Genomic DNA, 17,854 nt, shown 5'->3' with positions numbered 1-17,854 from the left:
GGGAACGCCCTGGTGGCCGTACGCCTCGCTCCCGGCCCTATCGTGAGCCGCATGCAGAGCTACACAATCGGCCAGGCGGCACGGCTGCTCGGCGTGAGCCCCGACACCGCGCGCCGCTGGGCGGACGCCGGCCGGGTGGCGACCCACCGCGACGAGGCCGGACGGCGCCTGATCGACGGCAAGGACCTCGCCGCGTTCTCCGTGGAACTCGCCCGGTCCGACGGCGCGGACGAGGAACCCCCGTACACCTCGGCCCGCAACGCCTTCCCCGGCATCGTCACCGCGATCAAGCTCGGCGACGTCGCCGCCCAGGTGGAGATCCAGGCCGGCCCGCACCGCCTGGTCTCCCTGCTCACCCGGGAGGCCGTGGAGGAACTGGGCCTGGAGGTCGGCATGGAGGCCACCGCCCGGGTGAAGTCGACAAACGTCCATATCGACCGCGTCTGAGCCGTCGCGGTCCACCTCGCGTGTGAACGCACATGCAGGGCATCCGATGCCCGCTCCCCGGATTATGCGAAGCCACAGGAGACTTCTGTCTCGCAGATGCGGCATCATCATCACACTGGGCCGTTCGTGGGACCGCTGAGACCGAGGAGCACACCGTGATGACCCGTATCAAGGGCCGCAGCCGCCGGGCCTTCCAGATGACCGGCGCGGGAACCGCCGCGCTGCTGGCCCTGAGCGCCTGCTCCCTGGACGGCTCCGGCGGCACGAAGGCCGCGTCCGGCTCCTCCCCGGCCTCCACCCGGCTCTCCGGCACGGTCACGGTCTTCGCGGCGGCCTCGCTCAAGGAGAGCTTCACGGCACTGGGCGAGGAGTTCGAGAAGGCCCACCCCGGCACGGAGGTCACCTTCAACTTCGGCGGCAGCGACACTCTCGCGGCGAGCATCACCGGCGGCGCCCCGGCCGACGTGTTCGCCTCCGCCAGCCCCAAGACCATGGCGATCGTGACGGACGCGAAGGACAACGCCACCGAACCGGTCACCTTCGTCCGCAACCGGCTGGAGATCGCCACCCTGCCCGGCAACCCCGGCAAGGTCGCCTCCCTGAAGGACCTCACCCGCTCCGGCCTGAAGGTCGTGCTGTGCGACAAGGAGGTGCCGTGCGGGGCCGCCGCGCAGAAGGCGCTCCGGGCGAGCGGTCTCGAGCTCACGCCCGTCTCCTACGAGCAGGACGTCAAGGCCGCCCTGACCAAGGTCGAGCTGAAGGAGGCGGACGCCGCGGTCGTGTACCGGACGGATGTGCGCGCGGCCGGTGACAAGGTGGAGGGCGTGGAGTTCCCCGAGTCCGCCGACGCCGTCAACGACTACCCGATCGCCCTGCTCAAGGACGCGCCGAACGCCGGGGCCGCCAAGGCGTTCATCGCCCTGGTGCGGTCCGCGGAAGGCCGGCGGGTGCTGACCGCGGCCGGGTTCCTGAAGCCGTGACGTCTCGCACCACGGCCCGCGCCGCGGACACCCTGGAGGGCGGCCCGAGGCGCCGCCGCGTCCGCGGGGGCGGCTTCCGCAGGGGCGGCGGCACCCTCCGTGCGGGCGGTGTCCCGCTCCCCCTGCTGATCCCGGCCCTCCTCGGGCTCGCCTTCCTCCTCGTCCCCCTCGTCGCCCTCCTCGTACGGGCCCCCTGGCACACCCTGCCCGAGCAGCTGACCAGCGCCGAGGTCTGGCAGGCCCTGCGGCTGTCGCTGGTGTGCGCCACGGCGGCGACCGCGGTGAGCCTGGTCATCGGGGTGCCGCTGGCCTGGCTCCTGGCCCGCACGGACTTCCCCGGCCGCGGCCTGGTCCGCGCCCTGGTGACCCTCCCCCTCGTCCTGCCCCCGGTCGTCGGCGGTGTGGCGCTGCTGCTCGCCCTCGGCCGCAACGGCGTCGTCGGTCAGTGGCTGGACTTCTGGTTCGGCGTCACCCTCCCCTTCACCACGGCCGGCGTGGTGGTCGCGGAGACGTTCGTGGCTATGCCGTTCCTGGTCATCAGCGTCGAGGGCACGCTCCGGGCGGCCGACCCGCGCTACGAGGAGGCCGCCGCCACCCTCGGCGCCTCCCGGTTCACCGCCTTCCGCCGGGTCACCCTCCCCCTGATCGCGCCGGGCATCGCGGCCGGCGCCGTGCTGGCCTGGGCCCGCGCGCTCGGCGAGTTCGGCGCGACCATCACCTTCGCCGGGAACTTCCCGGGCCGTACCCAGACCATGCCGCTGGCCGTGTACCTGGCCCTGCAGAGCGACCCGGAGGCGGCCATCGCCCTCAGCCTGGTCCTGCTGGCCGTCTCGATCGCCGTCCTCGCCGGTCTGCGGGACCGCTGGATGACGGCGTCATGAGCACCCCGCGCGAGGATGCCCGCCTGCCCGAGGCCGGACCCGAGCAGGGTCTCGAAGCCCGCCTCGTCGTCGACCGGGGCCCCTTCCGGCTCGATGTCGCCCTGACCGCCGCCCCCGGCGACGTCGTGGCCCTCCTCGGCCCCAACGGCGCCGGCAAGACCACCGCCCTGCGCGCCCTGGCCGGCCTCGTCCCGCTCGACGGCGGCCACCTGCGCCTGGACGGTACGGCCCTGGAACGTACGCCGCCGGAAGCCCGCCCGGTCGGCGTCGTCTTCCAGGACTACCTCCTCTTCCCCCACCTCAGTGCCCTGGACAACGTGGCCTTCGGGCCCCGCTGCCAGGGCGCCACCAAGGCGGAGGCCCGCGCCCGGGCCGCGGAGTGGCTGGCGCGGATGGGCCTCGCCGAGCACGCCGGCACCAGGCCCCGCCGCCTCTCCGGCGGCCAGGCCCAGCGCGTCGCCCTCGCCCGCGCCCTGGCCACCCGACCCCGGCTGCTGCTCCTCGACGAACCCCTCGCCGCCCTGGACGCGCGCACCCGCCTGGAGGTGCGCGCTCAGCTGCGCCGCCATCTGGCGGGCTTCGAGGCGGTCGCCGTCCTCGTCACGCACGACCCGCTCGACGCCATGGTGCTGGCGGACCGTCTGGTCGTGGTCGAGGACGGCCGGGTCGTCCAGGAGGGCACCCCGTCCGACATCGCCCGTCACCCGCGCACGGACTACATCGCCCAGCTCGTCGGCCTGAACCTCTACCGCGGCCTCGCCGACGGTCACACGGTCCGCCTCGACGGCGGCCCGACGATCACCACCACGGACGTCCTGTCCGGACCCGTCTTCGTCGCGTTCCCGCCGAGCGCGGTCACCCTCCACCGGGACCGTCCCGTCGGCGCCAGCGCACGCAACCTCTGGCCCTGCGAGGTCACCGGCCTGGAGACCCACGGCGACCAGATCCGCGCCGCCCTCACCGGCGCGCTCCCCCTCGCCGCCGACCTCACCGCCGTCGCCGCCGCCGAACTCGACCTGCACCCGGGCGCCCCTGTCTGGGCGACGGTCAAGGCGGCACAGACTCACGCATACCCGGCATAGCGGGCCCGGAGTCCTACCGTTGGTGCCCATGACCCTGAGCATCCGCAACCAGCTCCCCGGCACCGTCACCGCCATCCGCCCCGGCGAGATCATGGCCACCGTCAAGATCCGCCTGGACGGCGGCCAGGACCTCACCGCGGCCATCACCCTGGAGGCCGTGGACGAGTTGGCCCTCACCGCCGGCACCGCCGTCCGCGCGCTGGTGAAGTCCACGGAGGTGTCCGTCGCCACCGCCCGGGTCGACGGGCTCTCGATCCGCAACCAGCTCTTCGGCACGATCACCGGACTCACGCTCGGTGAGGTCATGGCCTCCGTGAAGATCACCGTGGACGGGGGCGAACTGACCGCCGCGATCACCAAGGACGCGGCCACCGACCTCGGCCTCTTCGTGGGCTCCGACGTCATCGCGCTGGTCAAGTCCACCGAGGTGGCCCTCATGACGGCCTGACACGCCGAAGGCCGCGTGCTCCCGTCCGGTTCGGGCGGGAGCACGCGGCCCTCTGCTCTCGCTCAGTCCTCGTACGCGTCCAGCGGCGGGCACGAGCAGACCAGGTTGCGGTCGCCGAAGGCCTGGTCGATCCGGCGCACCGGCGGCCAGTACTTGTCGGCGGCGGACACCCCGGCCGGGAAGACCGCCTCCTCGCGCGTGTACGCGTGGTCCCACCCGGCGCCGAGCGCGGCGGCGGTGTGCGGGGCGTTGCGCAGCGGGTTGTCCTCGGCCGGCCATTCGCCCGAGCCGACCTTCTCGATCTCCGCGCGGATCGCGATCATGGCCTCGCAGAACCGGTCCAGCTCGAGGAGGTCCTCGGACTCGGTCGGCTCGATCATCAGGGTTCCGGCCACCGGGAACGACATCGTCGGCGCGTGGAAGCCGTAGTCGATGAGACGCTTCGCGACGTCGTCGACGCTCACCCCGGTCGCCTTGGTCAGCGGCCGCAGGTCGATGATGCACTCGTGCGCGACCAGCCCGCCGGGGCCCGTGTACAGCACCGGGTAGTGCGGCTCGAGCCGCTTGGCGATGTAGTTGGCGCTGAGCACGGCCACCTGGGTGGCCCGCTTGAGCCCCTCGCCGCCCATGAGCCGCACATAGGCCCAGGAGATCGGCAGGATCCCCGCGGAACCCCACGGTGCGGCCGAGATCGGCCCCACGCCGGTCTCGGGCCCGGCGGCGGGCTGCATCGGGTGGTTGGGCAGGTACGGCGCGAGGTGCGACCGCACCGCCACCGGCCCGACGCCCGGGCCGCCGCCACCGTGCGGGATGCAGAACGTCTTGTGCAGGTTCAGATGGGAGACGTCACCGCCGAAGTGGCCCGGCTTGGCGAGTCCGACGAGCGCGTTCAGGTTGGCGCCGTCCACGTACACCTGGCCGCCCGCCTCGTGCACCTGCGCGCAGATGTCGGCGACGTGCTCCTCGAACACCCCGTGCGTCGACGGGTACGTGATCATCAGCACCGCCAGCTCGTCCCGGTGCTGCTCGATCTTCGTCCGCAGGTCCTGGACGTCGATCTCGCCGTCCTCGGCGGTCTTCACGACGACGACCTTCATCCCGGCCATCACGGCGCTCGCCGCGTTCGTCCCGTGCGCGGAGGACGGGATCAGACACACGGTCCGCTGCTCGTCCCCGTTGGCCCGGTGGTATCCGCGGACGGCGAGCAGCCCGGCCAGCTCGCCCTGCGAACCGGCGTTGGGCTGCAACGACACCTTGTCGTACCCGGTGACCTCGGCGAGCCGCTCCTCCAGCTCACGGATGAGCGTGAGGTAGCCCTCCGCCTGCCCGGCGGGCGCGAAGGGGTGCAGCTGCCCGAACTCGGGCCAGGTGACCGGCTCCATCTCGGTGGTCGCGTTGAGCTTCATGGTGCAGGAGCCCAGCGGGATCATGCCGCGGTCCAGCGCGTAGTCCCGGTCGGCGAGCCGGCGCAGGTAGCGCAGCATCGCGGTCTCGGACCGGTGCTGGTGGAACACGGGGTGCGTCAGGATCGCGTCGGACCGCAGCAGCCCGGCCGGCAGCGTCTCCTCGGTGACCGCGTCGAGCGCCTCGATGTCCCCGGTGACCCCGAAGGCGGCCCACACGGCGGCCACCTGGCCCCGTGCCGTGGTCTCGTCGCACGCGATCGACACCTGGTCGGCGTCGACGAGGCGCAGGTTGACCCCGTGGTCCCGTGCGGCGGCGACGACCTCCGCCGCCTTGCCGGGCACCCGCACGGTCAGCGTGTCGAAGTAGGAGCCGTGCACGACCTCGACCCCGCCGGCCGCGAGGCCGGCGGCCAGGATCGAGGCGTACCGGTGCGTCCGCCGCGCGATCGCCCGCAGTCCGTCGGGCCCGTGGTAGACGGCGTACATGCCGGCCATCACCGCGAGCAGCACCTGCGCCGTGCAGATGTTGCTGGTGGCCTTCTCACGCCGGATGTGCTGCTCCCGCGTCTGCAGCGCGAGCCGGTAGGCCTTGTGGCCGTCCGCGTCCACGGACACCCCCACGAGCCGCCCGGGCAGGCTGCGCGCGAACTTCTCGTGCACCGCCATGTAGCCGGCGTGGGGACCGCCGAAGCCCATCGGCACACCGAACCGCTGCGTCGTCCCGACCGCGATGTCCGCTCCCAGCTCACCGGGCGACTTCAGCAGCGTCAGGGCGAGCAGGTCGGCGGCGACGGTGACCAGCGCCCCGAGCCCGTGCGCCTGGTCGATCACGGCCTTGATGTCGCGTACGGCGCCGGAGGCGCCCGGGTACTGCAGCAGCACGCCGTTGATCTCACGCGCGGCGAGGTCGGCCGGGATGCCCTCGGCGAGGTCGGCGACCACGACCTCCACGCCCGTCGGCTCGGCGCGGGTCTCGATCACGGCGATGGTCTGCGGCAGCACGTCCGCGTCGACCAGGAAGATGCCCTTCTTGTTCTTCCCCATCCGCCGGGACAGCGCCAGCGCCTCGGCCGCGGCCGTGCCCTCGTCGAGCAGGGAGGCACCGGAGGTCGGCAGCCCGGTGAGGTCGGCGACCATGGTCTGGAAGTTCAGCAGGGCTTCCAGGCGCCCCTGCGAGATCTCCGGCTGGTAGGGGGTGTAGGCCGTGTACCAGGCCGGGTTCTCCATGACGTTGCGCAGGATGACCGGCGGCGTGAACGTGCCGTAGTAGCCGAGTCCGATCATGGAGTCGAGGACCTGGTTGCGGTCGGCCAGCGAGCGCAGCTCCGCCAGGACCTCGGCCTCGGTGCGCGCGGACGGCAGGTCCAGCGCGTCGGCGTTCTTGATCACGTCCGGGACCGCGGCGGCGGTGAGCTCGTCGAGCGAGCCGTAACCGACCTGCGCGAGCATCTTGGCCCGCGCCTCCTGGTCGGGCCCTATGTGGCGCTGCTCGAAGGGGATGCCCTGTTCGAGCTCGGAGAGCGGAATGCGATCGGCGGTCATTTCTGAGGCCTCCTGGTCTGACGCGACCTTCGAGGGGCACCACGACGCGGGTACCCGGACGGCCTCCCCCTCTGTCATCTCAACCTGAGAGCTTCACCGACCGCCACTGGGGCGGCCGGTTTTCACCGTCGGTGAGGACGGAGGCCGTCGACGCCGTCGACTTCCGCCCTGCTTTCCAGAGTGACCTCGTCCGCGCGGTACGTGGGCCTGAGAGATTCCGGGGAGGATTTGCTCCTTCGGCGCCTCCGGTGATCTCCGGAGGACTCTCCCGCACGGGGTCAGCAGCCGTTGCCAGACTACCAGCGAGGTCAACGGGACCTCCTCGAGTGGCCGCCCGTCCCGATGTGTTCTTTTGTAGTGCTTACGGATGAGTTGCGACCAAGTGGAGGGCCCGTGCAGACCGACATCGATCCGCGCAACCTGATCGGCCGCAAGGCGTTCGACCGCAATGGGACCCGGATCGGCACCGTCGACGAGGTCTACCTCGACGACGCCACCGGTGTCCCGGAGTGGGCAGCCATACGGACCGGCCTGTTCTCCCGGGACGCCTTCGTCCCCCTGGAGCCCAGCGAACTGGTCGACGGCGCCCTGCGCGTCCCCTTCGACCGGGCCCTGATCAAGGACGCCCCCGACTTCGGCGTGGGCCGGCACCTCTCCCCGGAACAGGAACTCCAGCTCTACCACCACTACGGCCTCGACGTGGCCGCGCCTCCCGCCTTCCCGGACCACGACTTCGGCAGGCTCGCGGGAACCGACGAGAGCTGAGCCGCGCTCACCCGGTCGTCCCGGATCCCACCGTCCGGTCCGGGAGGGGCGAGCGCGGAGCCCCTTCCTCCTCAGGTCTTCGCCGCACCAGCGGCAGTGGTTCCGCCGGCGCCAGCAGCGGGTCGTCCACACGGAAGGTCCGAACGCGCCCCGGCGCCGACTCCGGGGTCTCGAACCGCACGGTGACGCGGCCCAGGCCGCTGCCCTGCACCCATCCGTGCCCCAGCTCGGCGTGGACCACGTCATGTCCGGGGCGCCACCGGTGCTCGACGGGCACCGGCTCCTCACCGGCGGGCTCCTCGGGAACCTCCTCCTCGGCCCCGTCGCCCCGCTCCTCCCCCGCCGCCTGCGCGAACAGGTCCTCCTGCGTGAAGTCCGCCAGACCGCTGACGCCGACCCCGAGCAGCCGTACCCCGCCCGTGGTGTCGACGGAGTCCAGCAGCCGGGCGGCGGCCTCCCGCACCACCGCCGGATCGTCCGTGGGCCCACGCAGGGTCTCGGACCGGGTGAGCGTGGAGAAGTCGTAGCGCCGTACCTTCAGCACGATCGTCCGCCCGGACAGACCCGAGCCCCGCAGCCTGCGCACACACCGCTCCGCCAGCCGCCGCACCTCCAGCTCCACCCGCGTGCGGTCGTGGATGTCCACGTCGTACGTGTCCTCCACCGACACCGACTTGGCCTCCCGCTCCGCCACCACGGGCCGGTCGTCCCGCGCCAGCGCCATCGCGTACAGCCCGTGCCCGTGCGCCTTGCCCACCAGGCGCACCAGCTCGTCCTCGCCGGCCTCGGCGAGTTCGTCGACCGTGGTGATGCCGGCCCGCCGCAGATGGTCTCCGGTGGCCGGGCCGACCCCGGGCAGCGTCCGCACCGACATGGGCCCGAGCAGGGCCCGCTCGGTCCCCGGTTCGATGAGCACCAGGCCGTCGGGCTTGGCCTCCTCGGAGGCGATCTTCGCCAGCATCTTCGAGGCGGCCAGTCCCACCGACCCCGTGAGGCCGGTGACGGCCCGGATGTCCGCCCGCAACCGGACCCCGGCCAGCCGCGCCGACTCGCTGTCCCAGGCCGCTCCCCCGGCCTCCAGGTCCACGAACGCCTCATCGAGGCTCAGCGGCTCCACCAGCGGCGACAACGCCCGCAGCAAGGCCATCACCTGGTCGCTGATCGACCGGTAGAACGTGAAGCGCGGCACCAGATAGGCCGCGTTCGGGGCCAGCCTGCGCGCCTGGGGCATCGGCATCGCCGAGTGCACCCCGAAGGCCCGCGCCTCGTACGAGGCGGTGGCCACCACCCCGCGCGGCCCCAGACCGCCCACGACCACGGCCTTCCCCCGCAAGCTCGGCTTGGACGCCTGCTCCGCCTGGGCGTAGAAGGCATCCATGTCGAGATGCAGGATGGTGGGCGCGTTTCTCACATCTCCGATGCTGCACCACGCCACTGACAATGGCGCCGCGCAGCCGCCCACCGCCGTGAGGTGCCTCAGACCGCCCGGTTGCGCCTGCGGGCCAGCTCGTCCGCCGGGTTCGGCCCGACGAGCGTCTCACCGGTGTCGACCCGTTCACCGTGCAGCTGCGACAGCGCGCTCTCCACGTCGCGCCAGACCACGCCCACGGCGATCCCGAAGACGCCCTGGCCGCCCTGGAGCAGCGCGTGGACCTCGTCCGGCGAGGTGCACTCGTAGACCGTCGCGCCGTCGCTCATCAGCGTCATGCGCTCCAGGTCACGGAAGCCGCGCTCCCGCAGGTGCTGCACGGCGGTGCGGATGTTCTGCAGGGAGACCCCGGTGTCGAGGAACCGCTTGACGATCTTCAGGACGACGACGTCCCGGAAGCTGTACAGCCGCTGCGTGCCCGACCCGTACGCGGGCCGCACGCTGGGCTCGACGAGACCCGTACGGGCCCAGTAGTCGAGTTGCCGGTAGGTGATGCCGGCGGCCGCGCAGGCCGTCGGTCCGCGGTAGCCGATCTGCTCGGACGCCATGGACGTCGCCCCTCCGCTGCTCGGCACGGCCGCGGGTCGCTGCGGAGCGTGATCGGCCGCACTGCCCTGATGGGGGTATCCCCTGCTCGGGCGCAGCCGAGAGCTTGGGGGAGGGTACGGACCGCTCCCCCCGACACCGAGTCCGGGGGCACCCCCAGCCGTACCGTCGCCGCTGCTTCTCACGCCGACCTCCGTCCTTGACCTGCCCTCTCGACGGTAGGCAGTCACCAGGGGTGCGTCAACGATCGCCACACTCGCCACGCCGGGTGATAATCACCCTAAGAGTGGTTTCCCGCACCCCACCGCGGGGAAAGGCTAGCCGAATGCGCTGAGAACAGGGCGTAGGACGCTCTCACTCGCCGCCGGCACGTGCCGGAAACAGAGCGGCCGTCCTCGTGCCGCGGGCCCCGCCGCCGCAGCCGCGGCTACTGGTTGCTGGTGCCGAAGTCCTCGGGCGAGATCTGGTCGAGGAACTCGCGGAACTTCTCCACCTCGTCCTCCTGCTCGTCCGGGATCGCGATGCCCGCGTCGTCGAGGACCGTGTCGCTGCCGAAGATCGGCGTCCCGGTGCGCAGCGCCAGCGCTATGGCGTCGGACGGGCGTGCGCTCACCTCGACACCGCTGGCGAAGACCAGCTCCGCGTAGAAGACACCCTCCCGGAGATCCGTGATGCGCACTTCGGTGAGCTCCTGGCCGACGGCTTCCAGCACGTCCTTGAACAGGTCATGGGTCAGCGGTCGCGCGGGGGCCATGCCCTGCTGGGCGAAGGCGATCGCCGTCGCCTCCCCCGGTCCGATCCAGATGGGGAGGTAACGGTCGCCTCCCACTTCACGCAGCAGCACGATCGGTTGGTTGGAGGGCATTTCGACCCGGACACCTACGACATCGAGCTCGTTCACACAGCAACCCTAGGCCGTGCCCGGGACGTTTGGGTAGTCGGGCCGGGAACGGGTGACCGATCCGCCAGGGCGAAACGGGCGTCTCAGGGCAGCCGGACCCCGAGCGCGGTCTGCACCAGCGCCGCGTGGAGCCGGACCGTGAGCCCCGCCAGCTCCTTCGTACGGGCCTCCGCGTGGGCCCTGGTCTGCGGGTTGCGGTGACGCCTGAGCGGGGCCACCACCTGGTCCACCAGCCCGGCCTCACGGTCGGCCGCGGCCTTCATCACCCGCAGATGCCGGGGCTCGATCCCGAACCGCCCCAGCTCGGCGACGACCGAGGCCACCGTGGCGGCCTCCGCGTCGTAGACGCCGTTCTCCAGCGGGACGAGGAGCCCGTAGGACTCCCACTCCGCCAGCTCGGACTCGTCGATCCCGGCGGCCGCCAGCAGCTCGGCCCGCCCGATCCGGGCCGCCGTGGGCCCCTCCGCGGGCTCCGGGACGGCCTCCCCGTCGCGCTGCCTGCCCACGCTCGGCAACGGCACGGCCTCGCCCCGCTCCATGGCGTCCAGGTGCTCCCTGATCACCTTGAGCGGCAGATAGTGGTCCCGCTGCATCCTCAGGACGTGGCCGAGGCGCTCGACGTCCTGCGCGCTGAACTTGCGGTACCCCGAGGGGGTCCGCTGCGGCTCGATCAGGCCCTCCGCCTCCAGGAAACGGATCTTGGAGACGGTGACCTCGGGGAACTCGTCGCGCAGCGCGGTCAGCACGGTGCCGATGCTCATCAGACCACCGTCCGCGGCGGCGGTGCCGTTCCCGGCACCGCCCCTCGGTGTTTGAAGCATGGACCTTCCCTCTGTTCCCCCCGGACGGACTCCGGGGGAGGGTCAGTAGCCCCGCTGGCTCGCGTAGAAGACCAGCCGGTACTTGCCGATCTGCACCTCGTCACCGTTCGACAGAGCGACCTCGTCGATCCGCTCACGGTTGACGTAGGTGCCGTTCAGACTGCCGACGTCCGCGACCTTGAACGTGCCGTCCGGGTTGCGACGGAACTCCACGTGGCGACGCGACACCGTCACGTCGTCCAGGAAGATGTCGCTCTGCGGGTGACGCCCGGCCGTGGTCAGGTCGCCGTCCAGCAGGAAGCGGCTGCCCGAGTTCGGACCGCGGCGCACGACCAGAAGCGCCGAGCCCAACGGCAGCGCGTCGACCGCGGCCTGCGCCTCCGGGGAGAGCGCCGGCAGCTGGGTCTGGCCGGTGGCCTCGGAGTCGTAGGCCTCGAGACCGGAGATGGAGATGGTGGAGGTCGTCTCCGACGCGCGCTCGGGCGTCAGACCGGGGCGCAGCGGGGCGCCGCAGTTGGAGCAGAAGCGGCTGTTCTCCGCGTTGCGGTTACCGCACCTCGTACACACCAGGGCCGACATGGGAGAAAACCCTCCACCCGTACTTGAGGTTGACGGTTGGCCGAAACCTATGCCGCCGGACTGGGCGGGGTCAACAGACGCCGCGCCCTGACCTCCGGAAATGTCACCGCCCGGACCACCGACCTGGTCCCGGAACAGCGGCCGCTGGCCCTCTGCGTCGGGCTGTGCGCGATGGCGGGCGGTCGCGTTGTCGCCGCCCTCTCGCGCGCTCTTGCCGAACAACTTCGCAAACAACTTCACGGGCGATTCCCCTTGACCGAAACAGACCCGCCCGTGGGGCAGGACGAACCCTGACTGAATACACCGGCCGACCCGGACACCTTCACAACGTCCGTATCCACCAGACAGTTTCCACCACGCACCACCCGATCGGTGCGCCGACCCCCCGCAACCTCATGCCCCTGGCGGTTGTGCCCCATGCACCCCCGGTTCACCGGGAGGACGACCGAGCGTAGTCAGGCTGCTTCGCTGCTCGCAAGGCGTCCACAACGATCTTGTCCGACCGCTCCACGGTCACGGTGGCCTGCTCCTTCTCGAGAGTCTGCACCACGCCTCCAGGGATGTTCAGCGCCGGTTCGAGGTCCTGCGGGTTGCCGATGACCTTGAAACGAAACGGCGCGTTGATCTTGTTCCCGTCGACGCTCACGCTGTTGTCCGAATCCGTCAGGTAGGTGCCGGCCACGACCCGCACGTCGTTGACCTGGATCGCCTCGGCGCCGGCGGCGCGCAGTTCCTGGATCGCGTCGAGCAGCATGTCCGCCTCGACCGTCCCCTTCGTGTCCTCGATCGTCATCGTGATGCCCGGCCCCTGCGCGGCCACCGTGCCCGCCAGAATGCCGAGTTGCTTCTCCTTCTCGACCGTCTGCTTGCGGGCCTCCTCCGCCTGGTCGGAGCTGTTCTCCAGTTCCTCCCGCTGCTTCTCGAGGCCCTGCTTCTCGTCCTCAAGACGCTGACTTCGGTCGTCGAGTTCATCGAGGATGCGGACAAGATCCTCCTGGCGCGCCCCCCGCAGCGCGTTTCCGCTGTCGCTGTTGGAGGCGACCTGGACGGCCAGACCGAAGCCGAGACCGAACAGCAGCAGGGCGACGATGAGTTGGGCCCGGGTGACGCGCGGCGGCCACAGCCCCTTCACCAGGCGCTGCCGGCCGGTCAGCGCCGGCTCGGCGGCGTCCTCGGCCTGCTCCTCCGCGGAGGGGGGCGCCGGGACCTCCTCGGGCAGTTCCTTGCGCAGCCTGTTCTCGGCCGCCTCGTCCGGGCTGCTCATCGGCCTCACGCCCGGAAGACGTGCCGACGGATCGCCGCGGCGTTGGAGAAGATCCGGATGCCGAGGACGACCACGACACCGGTGGACAACTGGGCACCCACGCCCAGCTTGTCGCCCAGGAACACGATCAGCGCGGCCACGACCACGTTCGACAGGAACGACACGACGAAGACCTTGTCGTCGAAGATGCCGTCGAGCATGGCCCGCAGACCGCCGAACACGGCGTCCAGCGCCGCCACGACGGCGATCGGCAGATAAGGCTCGACGACCGCCGGAACCTCAGGCCGGACCAACAGGCCGGCCACGACTCCCACGACGAGGCCCAGTACGGCGATCACGATGTGCCCTTCTCCGTTCTCGGCTGTGCAGTACGTACGATCACACTCGGTGCGGCGGGCAGCCGGACGTCGTCCTCCACGGAGATGGCCGTCCGGATGCCGTAGTTCTCCTGCAGCACGTTCAGATAGACGCCGTCGGCGCTGTTCTGGAACCGGCTGCTGAGGTTCTTCCCGTCCCCCACCGCGAGCACCGTGTACGGCGGCACCAGCGGCTTGTTGTCGACCAGTATCGCGTCACCGGCGGCCCTGATCGCCGACAGGGCCGTCAGCCGCTGCCCGTTGATCGAGACGGCCTCGGCACCCGAAGCCCACAGTCCGTTGACGACCTTCTGCATGTCACGGTCACGGACCCGTCCGGTGTCCGAGAACCCGGAGGTCTCCCGCGGGTCGCCGTCGCCTCCCGTGGTGGCTTCCTTGGCGTCGTTCACGACGAGCTTGATCCCGGGGCCGTGCACCTCCACGGCGCCCGACAGAACGCTCACCAGGTCCGCCTGCCCGCTGCCACCGCTCTTCTCGAGCGCCTCCCGCTGCCGCGCGCTCACGTCGTCGCGCAGCTTGTCGACCGTGCTCTCCAGGTCGTCGGCCGCCTTCGTCTCGCTGTCGATGCGGTCGATCAGCTCCTCGCGCTCCTTGGCCACGACCGGGGCCGCGATACGCGCCTGTGCCGCGCCGACGGTCACCACGAGGGCCGCGAGCACCAGACCGGCGGCGAGACCCAGCTTCGCCCGCAGGGTCTTGGGCAGGCCTCCCGTGCCCTCGGACTGCTTCCGGGCGGCGGCCTCGGCGTAGCCGTCGTCGAGGCTGTGGTCCATGACGTTGGTGAGCAGCGACATGGACGCGTCCGGGCGCGTCGCGCGCGCGGGTGTGCTCCGAACGGGGGGCTGCTGCGGCATGCCGCACATCGTCGCATGTCGCGGCCACTACCTCCGAATGGCCCCACCGGCGTGCCGGACAGGCCCCCTTGGGGACACTTGTCCGGCACGCGCGTGTGGTGCGCGGATCAGCGCCCCGCGCTGTCCACGACCGACGACCACTCGTCCAGCAGTGCCTGCGCGGAGGCGTCGTCGGGCCCCTCCGCCCACAGATGGGTGACGGCCTCGGCCGGGTCGGGCAGCACCATCACCCAACGCCCGTCCGTCTCGACCACCCGCACCCCGTCGGTGGTGTCCACGAAGCGGTCTCCGGCCGCCTCGACGACCCGCCGCATCACCAGCCCCTTGACGGCCCACGGAGTCGCCAGATCCCGCTTCAGGACGTGCGCCCGCGGGATCCGCGCGTCGATCTGGCTCAGGGTGAGCTGCGTCCGCGCCACCAGCCCGATCAGCCGCACGAAGGCGGCCGTACCGTCGAAGACGCTGCTGAACTCCGGGACGATGAACCCGCCCTTGCCGTCCCCGCCGAAGATGGTCGACTCGTCCCGCCCGACCCGGGTCAGGTCGTCGGGCGAGGTCGTCGTCCACTCGACCTGCGTCCCGTGATAGGCGGCCACCTGCTCGGCGATCCTCGTCGTGGTCACCGGCAGCGCCACCCGCCCGCTGCGCCGCTCCGCGGCCACCAGGTCGAGCAGCACCAGCAGTGCCCGGTCGTCCTCGATGATGCGGCCCTTCTCGTCGACGAGGGAGAGCCGCTCGCCCACGGGATCGAACCGCACTCCGAACGCCGCCCGCGACGAGGCCACGATCTCACCGAGCCGCACGAGCCCCGAGCGCCGCTGATCACCGGTCTCCGTGGGCCTGGACTCGTTCAGACCGGGATTGATGGTCAGCGAGTCCACGCCCAGTTTCCCGAGGAGACTCGGCAGCACCAGTCCCGCGCTGCCGTTCGAGGCGTCGACGACGACCTTCAGCCCGGACTCGGCGATCCCGGTCGTGTCCACGTTCCGCAGCAGCGACCCCGTGTACGAGTCGAACACGCTGGCCGGGAAGTGCAGGTCCCCGATCTCTCCCGGGAAGGCCCGCCGGTACTCCTGCCGCGCGAACACCCGGTCCAGCTTCCGCTGGCTGCCCTGCGACAGATCGGCGCCCTGGCTGTCGAAGAACATGATGTCCACCGAGTCCGGGACCCCGGGCGAGGTCCGGATCATGATCCCGCCGGCCGACCCACGCGCCGTCTGCTGCCGCGCCACGGGCAGCGGTACGTTCTCCAGGTCCCGTACGTCGATGGCGCTGGCCTGCAGTGCGGAGATGACCGCCCGCTTCAGCGCCCGGGCGCCACGGGAGTGGTCGCGGGCCGTGGTGACCGTGGAGCCCTTCTTGAGCGTCGTCGCGTAGGCGCCGGCGAGACGCACCGCCAGCTCCGGCGTGATCTCGACGTTCAGGATGCCGGACACTCCGCGGGCGCCGAAGAGATGCGCCTGCCCGCGGGACTCCCAGATCACCGAGGTGTTGACGAACGCGCCGGCTTCGATGGTCTTGAACGGGTAGACCCGCACATTGCCCTGCACGATCGATTCTTCACCGATCAGGCATTCGTCGCCGATGACGGCGCCGTCCTCGATCCGGGCGGCGCGCATGATGTCGGTGTTCTTCCCCACGACACAGCCCCGCAGGTTGCTGTGCTGCCCGACGTACACGTTGTCGTGCACGACGGCCTTGTGCAGGAAGGCCCCGCTCTTCACGACGACATTGGAACCGACGACGGTGTGCTCACGGATTTCCGCGCCGGCCTCGACCTTCGCGTAGTCACCGATGAACAGCGGCCCGCGCAGGACGGCGTCGGGATGCACTTCGGCACCTTCCGCCACCCATACGCCCGGGGAGATCTCGAAGCCGTCGATCTCCACGTCGACCTTGCCCTCGAGCACGTCGGCCTGGGCCTTCACATAGCTCTCGTGCGTGCCGACGTCCTCCCAGTAGCCCTCGGCGATGAAGCCGTAGATCGGCTTCCCCTCCTTCATCAGCTGCGGGAAGACGTCGCCGGACCAGTCGACGGGCACATCGGCCTCGACATAGTCGAAGACCTCCGGCTCCATGACGTAGATGCCCGTGTTCACGGTGTCCGAGAAGACCTGGCCCCAGGTCGGCTTCTCCAGGAACCGCTCGACCTTGCCCTCTTCGTCGACGATCGTGATGCCGAACTCCAGCGGATTGGGCACACGCGTCAGACAGACGGTGACGAGCGCACCCTTCTCCTTGTGGAAGTTGATCAGCTCGGTGAGGTCGAAGTCCGTCAGGGCATCGCCGGAGATGACGAGGAAGGCGTCGTCCTTCAGCGCTTCCTCTGCGTTCTTGACGCTTCCCGCGGTGCCGAGTGGCTTCTCCTCATTGGCATAGCTGAGCTCCATACCGAGCTCTTCACCGTCACCGAAGTAGTTCTTGACCAATGAGGCCAGGAACTGCACGGTCACGACGGTCTCATTGAGCCCATGCCTTTTGAGCAGCCTCAGTACGTGCTCCATGATCGGCCGGTTGACCACCGGCAGGAGCGGCTTGGGCATGCTCGAGGTCATGGGGCGAAGGCGCGTGCCTTCGCCTCCGGCCATCACAACGGCCTTCATGTCGGAAGCGTCCTCCTAAAAGAGACGACGGTCTAGCCGACTTTCCCCATCCAGATTGTCCCGCACTTTTTCGCAACGGGCCATCGAGCCACCACTGCTGTCACCAATCGGCGAGGTCAGTCGGCCATGGCGTCCGCACGAACCAGGCGGCGGACCTGCACCACGTAGAGGACTCCTGCCCACCAGTACAGGGTTGTACCCCATCCTGCGAACGCCCATCCGAAAATAGCAGCGAGTGACGCGAGCCATCCACTTCCGTCACTGAGCAGGAGCAGCGGGAACGCGTACATCAGGTTGAAGGTGGCGGCCTTGCCCAGGTAGTTCACCTGCGGCGGCGGATAGCCGTGCCGTCTGAGGATGCCCACCATGACCAGCAGCAGCAGTTCCCGCGCAAGAAGTACGGCCGTCAACCAGAGGGGCAGAATCTCCCGCCAGGTGAGGCCGACCAGGGTCGAGAGGATGTAGAGGCGGTCCGCAGCGGGGTCCAGGAGCCGGCCGAGGCTGCTGATCTGGTTCCAGCGCCGCGCGAGCTTGCCGTCGAGGTAGTCGCTGACGCCGCTCAGAGCCAGCACCAGAAGCGCCCAGCCGTCGCTCTGCGGGCCCCCGAACTCGGGCCTGAGGATCAGCCACAGGAACAGGGGCACGCCGAGGAGACGCGCCATGCTGAGGATGTTCGGGATGGTGAGGACCCGGTCCGTCTGAACACGGGTCTCCTGGACTGCCACCCGGGGGCCTCCAGTAGAAAACGAGCCAACGATGCTCCCTGACCCTACCTCAACGCAAAAAAGCTCTGGCTCCTGGGCTGCATGCCCAAGAGCCAGAGCTCTAAAAGGAGTTCGGCGGTGTCCTACTCTCCCACAGGGTCCCCCCTGCAGTACCATCGGCGCTGTAAGGCTTAGCTTCCGGGTTCGGAATGTAACCGGGCGTTT

16 protein-coding genes, 1 rRNA gene, 1 pseudogene and 1 riboswitch are annotated in these 17,854 nt (G+C 70.6%); of the genes and pseudogenes, 6 read left to right on the top strand and 12 right to left on the bottom strand.

The genetic code is table 11. The features are described 5' to 3' along the window. The first annotated feature begins 51 nt into the window (after positions 1-51). From ACFY2L_RS22805 to ACFY2L_RS22785, 5 genes are all read left to right on the top strand, one after another. Entirely contained in the window at positions 52-447 is a 396-nt protein-coding gene (locus ACFY2L_RS22805) for a molybdopterin-binding protein (protein WP_390657162.1), read from the top strand. 158 nt (positions 448-605) lie between these two features. Then, the gene (modA, locus tag ACFY2L_RS22800) at positions 606-1,427 is read left to right on the top strand and encodes a molybdate ABC transporter substrate-binding protein (RefSeq protein WP_390657161.1); all 822 of its coding nucleotides are present in this window, start codon (positions 606-608) and stop codon (positions 1,425-1,427) included. Further along, entirely contained in the window at positions 1,424-2,308 is an 885-nt protein-coding gene (locus tag ACFY2L_RS22795; protein ID WP_390823213.1) for an ABC transporter permease, read from the top strand. Before modA ends, ACFY2L_RS22795 begins: the two co-directional genes overlap by 4 nt. After that, positions 2,305-3,390 carry an ABC transporter ATP-binding protein gene (locus tag ACFY2L_RS22790; RefSeq protein WP_390823212.1) on the top strand — a complete coding sequence of 362 codons (1,086 nt, stop codon included), beginning with the start codon at positions 2,305-2,307 and terminating at the stop codon, positions 3,388-3,390. The genes ACFY2L_RS22795 and ACFY2L_RS22790 overlap by 4 nt, the downstream gene beginning before the upstream one ends. Positions 3,391-3,418: 28 nt before the next feature. Beyond that, positions 3,419-3,838, top strand: a complete 420-nt coding sequence (locus ACFY2L_RS22785) for a molybdopterin-binding protein (RefSeq protein ID WP_390657158.1) — start codon at positions 3,419-3,421, stop codon at positions 3,836-3,838. Between the two features lie 62 nt (positions 3,839-3,900). On the opposite strand, the gene gcvP is transcribed toward ACFY2L_RS22785, so the two are convergent. Further along, a complete protein-coding gene (gcvP, locus tag ACFY2L_RS22780) occupies positions 3,901-6,786 on the bottom strand; it encodes an aminomethyl-transferring glycine dehydrogenase (RefSeq protein WP_390657157.1) in 2,886 nt (961 codons plus the stop codon). A 185-nt stretch (positions 6,787-6,971) separates the two neighbouring features. Beyond that, positions 6,972-7,067: riboswitch (glycine riboswitch) on the bottom strand. A gap of 112 nt (positions 7,068-7,179) precedes the next feature. On the opposite strand from gcvP, the gene ACFY2L_RS22775 reads away from it, so the two are divergent. Further along, positions 7,180-7,551, top strand: a complete 372-nt coding sequence (locus tag ACFY2L_RS22775; RefSeq protein WP_390657156.1) for a PRC-barrel domain-containing protein — start codon at positions 7,180-7,182, stop codon at positions 7,549-7,551. On the opposite strand, the pseudogene ACFY2L_RS22770 reads toward ACFY2L_RS22775, so the two are convergent. The 11 genes and pseudogenes from ACFY2L_RS22770 to rrf all read right to left on the bottom strand — a co-directional run. After that, positions 7,473-8,962 (bottom strand): annotated as a pseudogene (locus ACFY2L_RS22770) (DNA polymerase IV). The gene ACFY2L_RS22775 and the pseudogene ACFY2L_RS22770 sit on opposite strands and share 79 nt — an antisense overlap. Before the next feature lie 65 nt (positions 8,963-9,027). Then, complete coding sequence (locus ACFY2L_RS22765; RefSeq protein ID WP_390657154.1) at positions 9,028-9,711, bottom strand: MerR family transcriptional regulator; 684 nt, start codon at positions 9,709-9,711, stop codon at positions 9,028-9,030. Positions 9,712-9,953: 242 nt separating this feature from the next. Next, positions 9,954-10,427: a bifunctional nuclease family protein gene (locus ACFY2L_RS22760; RefSeq protein WP_055634823.1), complete on the bottom strand. Its 474-nt coding sequence runs from the start codon at positions 10,425-10,427 to the stop codon at positions 9,954-9,956. 83 nt (positions 10,428-10,510) lie between these two features. Beyond that, positions 10,511-11,248, bottom strand: coding sequence for a MerR family transcriptional regulator (locus ACFY2L_RS22755; RefSeq protein ID WP_390823211.1), 738 nt, complete (start codon positions 11,246-11,248; stop codon positions 10,511-10,513). Positions 11,249-11,290: 42 nt separating this feature from the next. Beyond that, a complete protein-coding gene (locus ACFY2L_RS22750; RefSeq protein WP_390657874.1) occupies positions 11,291-12,175 on the bottom strand; it encodes an FHA domain-containing protein in 885 nt (294 codons plus the stop codon). Between the two features lie 82 nt (positions 12,176-12,257). After that, positions 12,258-13,091 carry a DUF881 domain-containing protein gene (locus ACFY2L_RS22745; protein ID WP_390657152.1) on the bottom strand — a complete coding sequence of 278 codons (834 nt, stop codon included), beginning with the start codon at positions 13,089-13,091 and terminating at the stop codon, positions 12,258-12,260. 5 nt (positions 13,092-13,096) lie between these two features. Continuing rightward, positions 13,097-13,429, bottom strand: a complete 333-nt coding sequence (locus tag ACFY2L_RS22740) for a small basic family protein (protein ID WP_003988855.1) — start codon at positions 13,427-13,429, stop codon at positions 13,097-13,099. After that, positions 13,426-14,322: a DUF881 domain-containing protein gene (locus tag ACFY2L_RS22735; RefSeq protein ID WP_390657151.1), complete on the bottom strand. Its 897-nt coding sequence runs from the start codon at positions 14,320-14,322 to the stop codon at positions 13,426-13,428. Before ACFY2L_RS22735 ends, ACFY2L_RS22740 begins: the two co-directional genes overlap by 4 nt. Before the next feature lie 107 nt (positions 14,323-14,429). Further along, the gene (locus tag ACFY2L_RS22730; RefSeq protein WP_390657150.1) at positions 14,430-16,925 is read right to left on the bottom strand and encodes a sugar phosphate nucleotidyltransferase; all 2,496 of its coding nucleotides are present in this window, start codon (positions 16,923-16,925) and stop codon (positions 14,430-14,432) included. Between the two features lie 116 nt (positions 16,926-17,041). Next, positions 17,042-17,650 (bottom strand): CDP-alcohol phosphatidyltransferase family protein, encoded by a 609-nt coding sequence (locus ACFY2L_RS22725; protein WP_390657149.1) that lies wholly within the window; start codon positions 17,648-17,650, stop codon positions 17,042-17,044. 109 nt (positions 17,651-17,759) lie between these two features. Beyond that, positions 17,760-17,854 (bottom strand): 5S ribosomal RNA (rrf, locus tag ACFY2L_RS22720); the annotation flags it as partial.

Source organism: Streptomyces sp. NPDC001381 (genome assembly GCF_042895685.1).
Taxonomy (GTDB): Bacteria; Actinomycetota; Actinomycetes; order Streptomycetales; family Streptomycetaceae; genus Streptomyces.
Note: the sequence above shows the minus strand (reverse complement) of the source record. Positions and strands in the feature narration are given on the sequence as shown.

Bases quoted from the DNA above. Each gene is read 5' to 3' on its own strand.
- ACFY2L_RS22785 (WP_390657158.1), top strand. From the start codon at position 3,419: ATGACCCTGAGCATCCGCAACCAGCTCCCCGGCACCGTCACCGCCATC.
- gcvP (WP_390657157.1), bottom strand. From the start codon at position 6,786: ATGACCGCCGATCGCATTCCGCTCTCCGAGCTCGAACAGGGCATCCCC.
- ACFY2L_RS22755 (WP_390823211.1), bottom strand. From the start codon at position 11,248: ATGCTTCAAACACCGAGGGGCGGTGCCGGGAACGGCACCGCCGCCGCG.
- ACFY2L_RS22790 (WP_390823212.1), top strand. From the start codon at position 2,305: ATGAGCACCCCGCGCGAGGATGCCCGCCTGCCCGAGGCCGGACCCGAG.
- ACFY2L_RS22730 (WP_390657150.1), bottom strand. From the start codon at position 16,925: ATGAAGGCCGTTGTGATGGCCGGAGGCGAAGGCACGCGCCTTCGCCCC.
- ACFY2L_RS22745 (WP_390657152.1), bottom strand. From the start codon at position 13,091: ATGAGCAGCCCGGACGAGGCGGCCGAGAACAGGCTGCGCAAGGAACTG.
- modA (WP_390657161.1), top strand. From the start codon at position 606: ATGACCCGTATCAAGGGCCGCAGCCGCCGGGCCTTCCAGATGACCGGC.
- ACFY2L_RS22735 (WP_390657151.1), bottom strand. From the start codon at position 14,322: ATGCCGCAGCAGCCCCCCGTTCGGAGCACACCCGCGCGCGCGACGCGC.
- ACFY2L_RS22805 (WP_390657162.1), top strand. From the start codon at position 52: ATGCAGAGCTACACAATCGGCCAGGCGGCACGGCTGCTCGGCGTGAGC.